This window comes from Bifidobacterium leontopitheci, from assembly GCF_009193355.1.
Lineage (GTDB): Bacteria > Actinomycetota > Actinomycetes > Actinomycetales > Bifidobacteriaceae > Bifidobacterium > Bifidobacterium leontopitheci.
In genome coordinates, this window is record NZ_WBVT01000001.1 from 56705 (window position 1) to 69736 (window position 13032).

The 13032-nt window shown below is 66.4% G+C and carries 10 protein-coding genes; 9 read left to right on the forward strand and 1 reads right to left on the reverse strand.

Features of this window, described 5'->3' with window-relative positions; genetic code table 11:
* Positions 1–161: 161 nt before the first annotated feature.
* The 3 genes from F7D09_RS00250 to F7D09_RS00260 are packed head-to-tail and all read left to right on the forward strand — an operon-like array spanning position 162 to position 4128.
* Positions 162–1088 (forward strand): ABC transporter permease, encoded by a 927-nt coding sequence (locus F7D09_RS00250; RefSeq protein WP_152233440.1) that lies wholly within the window; start codon positions 162–164, stop codon positions 1086–1088.
* Positions 1089–1107: 19 nt separating this feature from the next.
* Entirely contained in the window at positions 1108–2097 is a 990-nt protein-coding gene (locus F7D09_RS00255; protein WP_152233441.1) for an ABC transporter permease, read from the forward strand.
* Between the two features lie 15 nt (positions 2098–2112).
* The gene (locus tag F7D09_RS00260) at positions 2113–4128 is read left to right on the forward strand and encodes a dipeptide ABC transporter ATP-binding protein (RefSeq protein WP_152233442.1); all 2016 of its coding nucleotides are present in this window, start codon (positions 2113–2115) and stop codon (positions 4126–4128) included.
* A gap of 117 nt (positions 4129–4245) precedes the next feature.
* Here the strand turns inward: F7D09_RS00260 and F7D09_RS00265 are convergent, their stop codons facing one another.
* Entirely contained in the window at positions 4246–5673 is a 1428-nt protein-coding gene (locus F7D09_RS00265; protein WP_193312238.1) for a C1 family peptidase, read from the reverse strand.
* Positions 5674–5797: 124 nt separating this feature from the next.
* Between F7D09_RS00265 and F7D09_RS00270 the strand changes: the two genes are divergently transcribed.
* The 6 genes from F7D09_RS00270 (at position 5798) to F7D09_RS00295 (ending at position 12976) form a co-directional block, all read left to right on the forward strand.
* Complete coding sequence (locus F7D09_RS00270) at positions 5798–6655, forward strand: exodeoxyribonuclease III (protein ID WP_152233443.1); 858 nt, start codon at positions 5798–5800, stop codon at positions 6653–6655.
* Positions 6656–6769: 114 nt separating this feature from the next.
* Positions 6770–7639 (forward strand): DUF3710 domain-containing protein, encoded by an 870-nt coding sequence (locus F7D09_RS00275; protein ID WP_152233444.1) that lies wholly within the window; start codon positions 6770–6772, stop codon positions 7637–7639.
* Between the two features lie 28 nt (positions 7640–7667).
* Positions 7668–8420 (forward strand): DUF3159 domain-containing protein, encoded by a 753-nt coding sequence (locus F7D09_RS00280; protein WP_152233445.1) that lies wholly within the window; start codon positions 7668–7670, stop codon positions 8418–8420.
* A 76-nt stretch (positions 8421–8496) separates the two neighbouring features.
* On the forward strand, positions 8497–9762 hold the full coding sequence (locus F7D09_RS00285) for a class I SAM-dependent RNA methyltransferase (protein WP_152233446.1): 1266 nt from the start codon (positions 8497–8499) through the stop codon (positions 9760–9762).
* 66 nt (positions 9763–9828) lie between these two features.
* Positions 9829–10395 (forward strand): type 1 periplasmic-binding domain-containing protein, encoded by a 567-nt coding sequence (locus tag F7D09_RS00290; RefSeq protein WP_152233447.1) that lies wholly within the window; start codon positions 9829–9831, stop codon positions 10393–10395.
* 88 nt (positions 10396–10483) lie between these two features.
* Positions 10484–12976 (forward strand): HAD-IC family P-type ATPase, encoded by a 2493-nt coding sequence (locus F7D09_RS00295; RefSeq protein ID WP_152233448.1) that lies wholly within the window; start codon positions 10484–10486, stop codon positions 12974–12976.
* Positions 12977–13032 lie beyond the last annotated feature (56 nt).

A 13032-nucleotide genomic window follows, 5' to 3' on the forward strand; every position in this document is an offset into this window, starting at 1 on the left:
ATTGTCGAAAAAACAGTGCCGTACGTAACGTGATTGTCTCGGATGTGAATATTTCGTTACATAAAATCAAATCGCACTGGTACACTACAGAACGTTATTCTAAAGACGAGTCGATGCCGCAGTAGCCGTATCCGATTCGCAGAAGAAAAAGGAGATAGCCGATGGGTCGATATCTGCTGCGACGCATATTGCAGGTAATCCCAGTAGTCCTCGGCACGACGTTGTTGATTTATGCGCTTGTCTTCGCCCTCCCAGGCGACCCCGTCACCGCGATGTTCGGCGGCAAGCCGGTAAATCAGGCCGTTGCCGCGCAAATCCGAGCCGAGTATAACCTCGACAAGCCGTTCATCGTTCAGTGGCTCATTTTCTTGAAGAACTCGCTGACCTTCGACTTCGGCAACACGTTCGCCGGCCAGCCGGTCATCGATGTCGTGGGACGCGCTTTCCCGGTCACCATCAAGCTCGGCCTGATGGCGTTCGTCTTCGAGGGCATCTTCGGTGTCATCTTCGGCATCATCTCGGGCCTCAACAAGGGCAAGTGGTACGACACCGTCATCCTCGTCCTCTCCCTGCTGCTCATCTCGGTGCCGACCTTCGTCACCGGCTTCGTCATGCAGTACTTCTTCGGCGTCAAGTGGCACATCCTTCCGGTGACGGTGAGCGCCAACCCCGGATTCCTCGACCTGCTCATGCCGGCCATGGTGCTCGGCAGCGTCTCGATGGCCTCGATCATTCGACTGTCCCGCACCGAGATCACCTCCAACATCGCCGAAGATTACGTGCGCACCGCGCGCGCCAAGGGCATGAGCAACAGCTCCGTGACCGTGCGCCACATCCTGCGCAACTCGCTGATCCCGGTCGTCACCTACCTGGGCGCCGACCTCGGCGCGCTCATGGGCGGTGCCATGATCTCCGAACGAATCTTCAACATCCAGGGCGTCGGCAACACGCTGTACCAGGCCATCCTGCGTGGCGAGGGCACGCTGGTCGTGTCCATTGTCACCATCATGGTCCTGATCTTCGTGGTGTGCAGCCTGTTCGTCGACCTGCTGTACGCCGTGCTCGATCCGCGAATCCGTTACGCGTGAGAGGTTTGGTGAATTACCTATGACAGATCAGAATTCCGCAATCGAAGAGCAGGGCAAGGAGCTCTTCGTCGATCCGCTGCCCGGTCAGGAGCGCTTCGTCGCACCTCTCGAGGAGACCCCGCTCAAGGAGGTCGACTACCTCGACGAGTCCGTGCCGCCGACCAGCATGTGGGCCGACGCATGGAAGGTGCTGCGAAAGAACCCGCTGTTCATCATCTCCTCCATCGTCGTGGTCTTCGTGTTCATCGTGGCGCTGTTCCCGCAGCTGTTCACCAAGGTCGACCCGCTCAACTGCGTGCTCGACAACTCCCTCGAGGGCGCACGCGCCGGCCACCCGCTCGGCTTCGACCTGCAGGGCTGCGACGTGTACGCGCACGTGATCTACGGCGCCCGCACCTCGGTGAGCATCGGCATCCTGACGACCATCATCGTCACGCTGCTCGGCGGCTTCATCGGCGCCATCGCCGGCTTCTTCGGCGGCTGGGTCGACGCGATCCTGAGCCGTATCACCGACATCTTCTTCGCCATCCCGTTCCTGCTTGGCGCCATCGTCGTGCTGCAGATGTTCCGCACCTCCTCCTCCATCTGGAAGGTCGTCTTCGCCCTGGCCATCTTCGGCTGGGTGAGCATGGCGCGTATCGTGCGTGGTTCCGTCCTCGAGGCGAAGAACCTCGAGTTCAACACCGCGTCGCTGGCCCTCGGCTCCTCGCCGATCCGCAACCTGTTCCAGCACATCATCCCGAACTCGCTCGCCCCTGCCATCGTCATGGCCACGATGTCGCTCGGCAGCTACATCGTCTCCGAGGCGACGCTGAGCTTCCTCGGTATCGGTCTGCCGTCGTCCGTCGTCAGCTGGGGCGGCGACATCAGCAACGCGCAGCCGCTGCTCACCACCAATCCGTCCGTGCTGTTCTGGCCGTCGCTCGCGCTGGCCATCACCGTGCTCGCCTTCATCATGCTGGGCGACTGCGTGAAGGACGCCTTGGATCCGAAGAGCCGTACGGCCTGAGCGTGAGGGGAAACAATGACTGAAACAACCAACATGAAGGAAAAGCTGGCCGAGATGCAGCGCGCCCAGGGCCCGCTGCTCGAGGTCAAGGACCTCAAGGTCGACTTCACCACCGACGACAAGCGTGCGGTGCACGCCGTGCGCGACGCTTCGTTCAGCGTGTACCCCGGCCAGTGGGTGGCCATCGTGGGCGAGTCCGGCTCCGGCAAGTCCACGTCCGCCATGGCCGTGCTCGGCCTGCTGCCCGGCACCGGCAAGGTAGTCGGCGGCTCCATCAAGCTCGAAGGCCAGGAGATCGCCGGCCTCAAGCCGAAGGACTACCAGAAGCTGCGCGGCAGCAAGATGGGCCTCGTCCCGCAGGACCCGATGAGCAACCTCAACCCGGTGTGGCGCATCGGCACCCAGGTCAAGGAGGCGCTCAAGGCCAACGGCATGGACGTCGCCCATGAGAAGCGCTCCGCCCTCGCCAAGGCCCTTGCCGGCGATGAGGTCGCCGTCAAGACCAACGACGACGAGACCTTCATCGGCTCCCAGGAGCTTCCGGCCCTCTTCGATGCCGCCAAGGTCGCGCTCAAGGCTGCCGGCAAGAGCGACGAGAAGATCGCCAAGCTCATGGAGCGCTTCAAGGAGGAGTGGGTCCCCGGATCCGAGACCCGTTGGCGTGTCGCCGACGACCTCATCAAGGCCGGCGTGAAGGACGATGACGCGTGGGTCGTCGCCAAGGAGCACGTCACCGGTTCCACGATGAACGACCGTATCGCAGGCCTGCTTTCCGAAGCCGGCCTGCCCGACGCCGCCACCCGCGCCCGCCAGTTCCCGCACGAGTTCTCCGGCGGTATGCGCCAGCGCGCGCTCATCGCCATCGGCCTGGCATGCCGCCCCGACCTGCTCATCGCCGACGAGCCGACGTCCGCACTGGACGTGACCGTGCAGAAGAAGATCCTCGACCACCTGCACATGCTCACCGACAACCTCGGCACCGCCGTGCTGTTCATCACCCACGATCTGGGTCTGGCCGCCGAACGCGCCCAGCACATCGTCGTGATGTACAAGGGCCAGGTCGTCGAGTCCGGCCCGAGCCTCGAGGTGCTCCAGCACCCGCAGCACCCGTACACCAAGCGTCTGGTCGCCGCGGCACCCTCCCTGGCCTCCCAGCGCATCATCTCCGCGCACGAGCGCGGCGAGGACGCGAAGGCGCTCATGGAGCACCAGGTCAAGGGCGAGGACGCGCTCAAGAAGAGCGAGCACATCATCACCGTCGAGCACCTGACCCGCGAGTTCAAGCTGCCGCGCAAGAAGGAGCTGTTCAAGGCGGTCGACGACGTGTCGTTCTCCGTCAAGCGCGGCACCACGCTGGCCATCGTGGGCGAGTCCGGTTCCGGCAAGTCCACCGTCGCCAACATGATCCTCAAGCTGCTGGAGCCGACCTCCGGCAAGGTGATCTACGAGGGCCAGGACATCGCCGGCTTCAAGGGCCGCCAGCTGCTGGACTTCCGCCGTCACGTGCAGCCGGTCTTCCAGAACCCGTACGGTTCGCTTGACCCGATGTACTCCATCTACCGTTCGATCGAGGAGCCGCTGCGCATCCACAAGATCGGCGACAAGAAGAGCCGCGAGAAGCGCGTGCGCGAGCTGCTCGACATGGTCGAGATGCCCGAGTCCGTGATGACCCGTTACCCCAACGAGCTGTCCGGCGGCCAGCGCCAGCGCATCGCCATCGCGCGAGCCATGGCGCTTGACCCGGACGTGATTATCTGCGACGAGGCCGTGTCCGCACTGGACGTGCTCGTGCAGGATCAGGTGCTCCGCCTCCTCAACGACCTGCAGGCCGAAAAGGGACTGAGCTACCTGTTCATCACCCACGATCTCGCCGTCGTGCGTCAGATCGCCGACGAGGTGGTCGTCATGCAGCACGGCAAGCTCGTCGAGCACGCGACCACGGATGAGGTCTTCGACCATCCGAAGATGCAGTACACCCGTGACCTGCTTGACGCCATCCCCGGCGGCAAGCTGCAGCTGGGGCTGGACTGATCCAGCGCATCAGCCGATAACGATTGAGGCCCCGACGAACCTAGTGTTCGTCGGGGCCTCAATCGTTATCGGCTGCGACGTCACGTGACGTCCATAACGTGACGTCGGCGGCCGACGTCAGCGGCAGATCCTCGAAATCGGCTGCCACGGCTGCAGCGTCACCGGCTCGCCGGCAAGCGCCGCCAGCGTCCGCTCGTCCAGGAACTCCTTGCGGATGATGATCTCCTGCGTGTACCGGTCGAACCACGGAGCCGAGGCGACGAAGTAGCCGTCACGGCCGTTGTCCTTGCCCCAGCTGTTCTCGATCTTCCACCGGTCAGGCTGCCCGTCGGCGCCGATGTTCACGCCGGTCAGCGTCATCGCATGGTTGCTGGGGGAGTCGCCGTACTCCAGGCCGTGCGCCTTGTCGGACGTGAACTCGGTGCCGAACAGCTCGTCGACGCGCACGCTCGCACGGTCGAACACGCCCTCCTTGCGCAGCGCGAACTGCATGCAGTCGCATGCGAACCAAATCGGGTGACCGGCGGACAGCTGGTCCACGGCCGCCTTGCGGAACACGTCCAGCGGCACGTTGACGAACTGCATGAGGCCGGCTTCCGCCACATTGCCCTCGTAGTCGATCTGGTAGCGGCGGTAGTACGGGGTGGAGGCGAGCGGGGAGTTCGTCAGGCAGATGAAATCGTCCAGGTCGACGCCCACATAGCGTTTGTAGAAGTCCTGCGGCGTGATGCCGCGCTCCACAATCTGCTTGCGGCCGTCGATGCCGGAGTGCGCGGCGGACTGCGGCTTGTCGACGTTGTCCGTCTTGCCGTCCGTCTTGTCGTCGTCGTCCTTGACCTTGAGCAGCAGGTCGAACGTGGCCGGCGGCTCGCCCATGGACACGGCGCAGATGCGGTAGACCGTCGCCATCTGCTCGTCCTTCATCGCGCGCAGCTCGTCGATCGTGCGGCCGGACTTGTGCGCGTCGCGCAGCTTGGCGGCGAACTCGCGCAGTTTCGTGTTCAGATACTGGGCGAAGGCGTCCGAATCGCGCGAGTTCGCCGACTCCGGGTACGCCTCCTTGGACACCAGGCCGTACTTCTTCACCAGCGGCACGAACATCTGCCACCAGCCGCCGTCGTCTGCCGGCGACTCGTTGATCGCCTGGAAGACGCGGCCGTCGGTCGGCTCGTCCAGCGTTGCCAGCACGTTCTCCAGATAATGGTTCGACTTCTCCAGCTTGTCGTAGAAGAACAGGTAGCTTTCCGAGAACTCGAAATCCTCGAGGTTCCAACGGTGCATGAGCTCATAGCGCAGCGTGTTGAGCGACGCGAACATCCAGCAGCGGCCCGAACGTTCCTGATTGGTGATCGTGCCCTGCTTGAGCTCCACAGAGAAGGTGCGTGGCAGCTCGCGAAGGCCGCGATACGAGGTCGCGGCCTTCAGCACGCCGCCTGACACCGCGGCGTTGGCCGCCACCAGGTTCGCACGGTCGCCGTTGAATCGCGTCGAGTACTCATGAAGACGTTCCGGGGTCAGACCCCGCTCTGACTGGCTTTCGGCCATATGAAGTCGTCCTTTCGTGACGGTGTGCATGAATGACACCGCAAGTCTACTCCCGCGCCACCATCGTCATGCCGTTGCCGCCGGCATAACCGTCGCGGGCGTGTCGGCGGCTATCATGGCAGCCATGATCACCATCACCACAACGAACGTCAACGGCATCCGCGCGGCGAAACGCAAGGGCCTGCCAGACTGGGCGTACGACAACGCCCCCGATGTCTGGTGCATGCAGGAGGTGCGTGCGCCCCAGCCGGATGTCGACGCCATCATGGGCGAGCTCGCCGAGCGGTACGTCGAAGCGGACGCTGCCGCCGGTCCCGACGACGTCACCGCCATGAACGAGGTGTGCCGCGTCAAAGGGCGCGCCGGCGTCGCACTGCTCGCCGACCTGCCCGTCACCGCACGCCGGTACGGCCTGCCCGGCCTCGGCGAGGATGTCGACTCCGGACGTTGGATCGAGGCCGACGTGCGTACGCCGCAAGGCTACGAGATCACCGTCGCCAGCGTGTACGTGCACTCGGGCAACGCCGACGATCCGGTCAAGATGCGGCAGAAGTATCGGTTCCTCGACGCGATGAACGAACGGCTGGCGGCGCTTCGTGACGAGGCGGCTCGCGGCGGCCGGCAGTCGGTGCTGTGCGGCGACTACAACATCGCGCACACGCCGCTCGACATCAAAAACGCGAAGGCGAACGTCAAGCACGCCGGATTCCTGCCTGAGGAGCGCGCCTACATGGACCATTGGCTTGGCGACCTGGAGTTCGTCGACGTGATGCGCGCGCTCGCCGGCGACATCGACGGCCCGTACACGTGGTGGAGCCAACGTGGCCGCGCTTTCGACAACAACGTCGGCTGGAGGATTGACTACCAGCTCGCCACCCCGGAACTGGCCGAAACCGCGCGCGGGTTCGTCATCGACAAGGCGCCCAGCTACGACGCGCGATGGTCCGACCATGCGCCGCTGACGATTCGCTACGACGTGTGAGCGCGGCCGTTCCCAGCGAAACGCAAGGGCAGGTGCTACGCTAGTCGCTAGTCACGGATGCGCCGGCACCGGCGCCCGTCACCGAAGCAACGTCACAACGAAACGAGGATACCCATGGGACTGTTCGGATTCGGCAAGAAGAAGCGTGAGCGCGAGGCCGAGGAGGCCGCCGCGAAGGCCGAGGAGGAGAGCGCGAAGGCCGCCGAAGCCTCGCAGTCCGAGGATGAGGACGACGAGTCCGGGGACGCCGCCGCCGAGGCCGCGCCGACCGTCGCCCGCGACACCTATGAGGGCCGCGGCGAGACGTGGGGCCCGTGGGACGTCGACGACGAGGACGTGCCCGACTACGACGACTACCTCGACATGGGTTCCTATTATCTGCCGTATCTGCCGGGCCTGCAGCTGCGCATCAAGGCGAACCGCGCCACCCAGGAGGTGCTGGGCACGACCATCACCTACGGCGCATCCAGCCTGGAGATCGAGGCGTTCGCCGCGCCCAAGACGCTCGGCCTGTGGGACGACGTGCGCGCCGACTTGATTGAAGGCAACGAGAACGCCGAGGAGCAGCCCGGCGTGTTCGGCACCGAGCTGCAGCTGCCGGTCACGCTCAAGGGCGGCCGCACCCTGCGCACGCGCATCGTCGGCGTCGACGGCCCGCGCTGGATGCTGCGTGGCATCTTTTCAGGCAAGGCGGCGACCGATCCGGACGCCGACGAGACCAAGGCGCTGAACAAGTACTTCGCTGACATCGTGGTCGAGCGCGGCGAGGAGCCGCTCGCCCCGCGCGACCTCATCCCCATGCACCCGCCCGTCACCCCCGCCCAGCGCAAGGCCGCCGAGGAGATGGCCGCGGCCGACGAGACGGAAGGCAAGGAGCATCTCAAGGACATTCCGAACAAGCCCGACGGCCCGTTCGACTCCGACCAGCAGACCGAAGTGAAGACCACGCTGGCCCGCGGCCCGATGTTCTCCGAAGTGCGGTGACGGCGGACCCGGCAATCAAGGGAGAACGATGGCCGAAGGCAAGGACCAGCGCAGGCGCACCGGCATGGCGGCGCTCGCACAGGCGGGGGAGGACGACGACTTCTCCGTCATCGATGCGATCGGAGGACCGCGTGGCGTCGTCGAATCGATGCTTCCCGGCGTCCTGTTCGTCGTGCTGTTCGTCGTCACGAACAACCTCAACCTCACCATCGGGGTGTCGGCCGCGCTGGCCGCGCTGCAGGTGATCGTCAGGCTCGTGCAGCGGCAGTCGGTGATGGGTGCGCTCAGCGGCCTGCTGGCCGTGGGCATCTGCCTGGTCTGGGCATGGAAAAGCCACGAGGCGCGCAACTACTATATGTTCGGCTTCCTGACCAACGCCGTGTACCTGGTGCTGCTGTCGCTGTCGCTGGCCGTGCGCGTGCCGGGGCTGGGCCTGATGGTCGAGTTCATCCGCAGCCTGCCCACGGAACGGTTCCGTGCATGGTTCGATGACTGGATGGGCGACCGGGCGCTCAAACGCGCCTACATGCGCGCGACCGCACTGTGGATCGGCGTGTTCGCGCTGCGTCTGGCGGTGCAGGTGCCGTTGTACCTCACCGACAACGTGGTGTGGCTGGGCACGACCCGTCTGCTCATGGGCATCCCGTTCTGGGCGTTGGCGATCTGGGTGTCGTACCTGATCATCGCCACGCCGCTGCACCGGCACAAGGCCGCGGCGAAGGCGGCCGCGCAGGACGTTGCTGTGAAGGACGCCGCCGCTCCCACAGACAGCAGGAAGTGACGGACCACATGCCGGCGGTCGCCCATGACGGACCGTGCCGGCGCCGATAAGCCAAGCGAAAGGAACAACAACCCCCATGGATGTTCGCATGCGCATCGAACGATACGCCGATCAGGGACGTTGCGTCGGCCACATCGACGGCCGTGTCGTGTTCGTACGGTTCGCGCTGCCCGGCGAGCTGGTCGACGTCCGTCTCGACGAGCCGCATGACCGCGACGACCGCTACTGGACCGGCGAGGTCGTCAACGTGCTGGAGGCAGGCGACGACCGCGTGGAGCCCGCATGGCCGCTTGCCGGCCCGCTCGCCATGGGTGGGGGAGTCGGCGGCGCCGACCTCGTGCACGTCAGCCTCGACGGGCAGCTGCGCTGGAAGACGGCGACGATCAACGAGCAGATGAGCCGACTCGGCCATGTGACCACGGACGTGACGGTCGACCGCATGCCCGGCGACGAACAGTCCGGCGGACTGCACTGGCGCACCCGCATCGAGATGATCGCCGACGAGGACGGCCGCCCCTCCATGCGCCGCCGCGGCACCCATGTGCGCGTGCCGCTGGACACCATGCCGCTCGCCTCCCGTGAGCTGCTCGATGTCGCCGACGCCGAGCATGTCTGGGATGGCGGATTCGAGCCGGGCGCGCAGATCAGGCTGTCCGTCCCCGAGCCGCGCGAGAACGGCAAATCCGACGACAACTATGCGGTGCTCGTGGACGGCCGTCTGCGGGCGGGCCGTCAGGAGCTGACCGAAACCGTCACCGTCGCCGGCCGCGCGTTCCATTATCAGGTCGACGCCAACGGCTTCTGGCAGGTGCACCGGCAGGCGCCGCTGGCGCTCACCGGCCACGTGATCGACCTCGCGCGCCGGCAGATCGGCGACGCGGCGTCCGCATGCGTGTGGGACCTGTTCTCAGGCTCCGGACTGTTCACCCTGCCGCTGGCCACCCTGACCAGCCCCCGTACGCGCATGCTCAGCGTCGAAGGCGGCAAACGGGCCGTGCACCACGCGCAACGCAACCTGCGCGCGCTGGACCTCGCCGACGTCGACGCGCGATGCGGCGACGTGGCGGCCACGCTCGCCCAGGTGCCCGCCAACCTGGCACGGCCCGATCTGGTCGTGCTCGACCCGCCTCGCGCCGGAGCGCATGCCAAGGTGTGCCGCCAGATCGCCGCGGCAGGCGCCCGCTCGGTCATCTACATCGCCTGCGACCCGACCAGCCTCGCCCGCGACACCGCCACGCTTGTCGCCGAAGGATACACGCTGCGTGACATTCACGCGTTCGACATCTACCCGATGACCCACCACGTCGAGACGGTCGCGCTGTTCGTCCGGGAAGGCCGCTGACCGATGGGCGCGCGCAGGCGACATCCGCACCGGGCCAGGACCGCCGCGTGGGGAGTGCACCACGTCATGCGCAGGATCGCCGCCATCCTGTGCACGCTGGCCGCCGTCAGCTCGCTCGCCGGCTGCGTCCCCCAAGGCAAGGCGGTCGGCGACACGCAGGAGCGCGAGCCGGCGGTGGCGCACGAGGGCATCGAACAGCCCGACATGATCATCGGCGTCATCGGCTCGAAGGACACCGACGTCGACGCGCTCGTGCTCGACGCCTTCCACGACGCCGACCTGCAGGCGCCCTACATCTCGACCAACGCCGTCACCGACCCCGTCAAGGCCGCCTGCCAGGGGGTGGAGACGATGACCGTGCGCAAGGTGAGCGTCATCATGGTCAGCGGCATCGACGTCACCGACGCCGACCGCGACGACTGGGACATGGCGCTGACCGGTGCGCGCGAGGCCGGCATCCCGGTCGTGCTGCTCAACCCGGTCCATCCGCCAATCGACGATACGCTGTTCGCCGCAACGTTCGTCATCAACGACCGCGACGCCGAGGCGACGCCGCTGAACGAGGCCATCGCCACCATCATCGACGACAAGCCGCATCCGCGGCAGGTCACCGTCTCCACGATCGTCTCCTGACCCGTTCCGTTCCAGCTGACAGGTCGGCGGGCGATATCATCCGCGCGCCTGATGCTGCCGGCCGATACCCGCGGCTATGGTGGAGACCATGAGCGAACAGCTGAACCTCCCACACGTCGAAGAGACCGGCCTGACCGACGCGCAGGCGCAGATGGCCGTCGAAGCGGGCCGCGCCAACACGGTCAGGCAGACCACATCCCGTTCCATCGCCGACATCGTGCGCGCGAACGTGTTCACGCTGTTCAACGGCATCATCGTCGCCGCGATGATCCTCGTGCTGCTCGCCGGATCATGGAAGGACGCCGTCTTCGGCTTCGTCATCATCATCAACACCGGCATCGGCATCGTCACCGAGCTCAAGGCCAAGCGTACGCTCGACCGGCTGTCGATCCTCGTCGCATCCGACTATGTGGTGCGACGTTCGGGACGCGACACGCGGGTGCCGTCCGCTGGCATCGTGCTCGACGACCTGCTGTGGGTGCGCTCCGGCGAGCAGGTGCCCGCCGACGCCCGCGTCGTGCGCACGTGGGGACTGGAGCTCGACGAGTCCATGCTCACCGGAGAGTCGCGCACCGTGCGCAAGCGTGAGGGCGACGAGGTGTATTCCGGCTCGGCCGCGGTCTCCGGAGTCGCGCTCGTCCACGTCAACGCGGTCGGCGAGCACAGCTATGCGGCCACGCTCACCGCCCGCGCCAAGGTGTACAAGAAGACCGTCTCCGACCTGAACAAGGGCATCAACACGATTCTCAAGTTCATGACGTTCCTCGTCGTGCCGCTGTGTGCGCTGCTGATCTGGTCGCAGGTGCGCACGGTCGGCGGATGGGATTACGCCGTGGCCACAGGATCTTGGCGGCAGGCGGTCATCTCCGCCGTGGCCGGCGTGGTCGGCATGATCCCCGAAGGTCTCGTGCTGCTCACCTCGCTGAACTTCGCCGTCGCCGCGATGCGGCTCGCCCGCAAGAACACGCTCGTCCAGGAGCTGGAATCCGTGGAGACGCTCGCGCGCGTCGACTGCCTGAACCTTGACAAGACCGGCACCATCACCGACGGCGGCATCGCGTTCGACCGCATCGTGCCGCTCGACCGCGACGCACCGGTCTCGCCGCGGACCATGCAGGCCCTGTACGACCTTGCGGACGAGGGGCAGCCGAACGCCACCGGACGGGCGATCCTCGACGCGCTGGGCGCGCAGGGCGTCCTCTCCGGCGCGGTCGCCGCGCGCGTGCCGTTCTCCTCCGCCCGCAAGTGGAGCGCCATCGCCTATGGTCCGTCGGCCGACGAGCCGTCGCAGGGCGGCGCCGGTGTATGGTACATGGGCGCGCCCGAGGTGCTGCTCGCCGCGCTGCCCGGCGACCATGCTGCCGTGCTCGCGCAGGTGAACGATCATGCGGCGGAAGGCAGCCGCGTCGTCCTGCTCGCCCGCGCCGACGGCCCGGCGCCGCAGGATTTCGCCGACGATCCGAGCCTGCTGGCCGATGCGCGGCCCGTCGCGCTCGTCCTGTGCTCGGAACGGATCCGCGACGACGCGCAGCCGACGCTCGCCTGGTTCCGCGACCAGGGGGTTCGCTGCCGCATCATCTCCGGCGACAACCCCGTCACCGTCGGCGCGATCGCCGCTAAGGTGCGGCTCACCGGCTCGCGCAAGCCGGTCGCCATGGACGCCCGCAAGCTTCCTGAGGACGTGGACGAGCTGGCGCGCGTGCTCGAGGACGTCGACGTGATCGGCCGCGTGCTGCCCGACCAGAAGAAGGCCATCGTCGACGCGCTGCACGTCGGCGGGCACGTGGTGGCGATGACCGGCGACGGCGTCAACGACGCGCTCGCCATCAAGGAGGCGGACCTCGGCATCGCCATGGGCAACGCCGCTCCGGCCACCAAGGCCGTCGCGCAGGTCGTGCTCGTCGACTCGAAGTTCTCCCACCTGCCCGACGTCGTCGCCCGCGGCCGTCAGGTCATGGCCAACATGGAGCGCGTCGCCAGCCTGTTCCTCGTCAAGACCGTCTATTCGGCGCTCATCTCGCTCGGCGTGGTGCTCACCGCGATACCGTTCCCGTATCTGCCCCGGCACATCACGTACGTGGGCGCGCTGACCATCGGCATGCCGGCGTTCATCCTCGCGCTCGCGCCGAACACGCGGCGCTACATCCCCGGGTTCCTTTCGCGTGTGATCCGGTTCGCGCTGCCCGGCGGCGTGGCCATCGCCCTGTCGGTGCTGCTGTCGTCCTGGCTGCTGCCGGACATCATGGGGTGGGACGTGTCCCGGCCCGCCGATCTCGCGGCGCTGCGCACCACCTGCGCGATCATCGTGTTCGCGCTCGGCGTGTTCGTGCTCGCCCGCGTGGCCCGGCCGCTCAGCTCGTGGCGCGGCATACTGGTGGCCCTGTTCGCGGCGGCCGGCGTGATCGGGCTGTTCATCCCGTTCGTCGCCCGGTTCTTCGCGCTGAGCCTGCCGACCGGCCGCGTGCTGACCGCTACGCTGATCGCACTGCTGCTGGCGGCGCTGCTGTTCGGCGTCTGCCACGTGGCGATCGGGTTCGTGGGGCGAATTTTCTCACATGACAAGCCGACACGCCAGAGCTGAAGTAACGTATCGTTATCGTTGTGCATGGATAATCACCCGTATAAGCGATTTCTCAA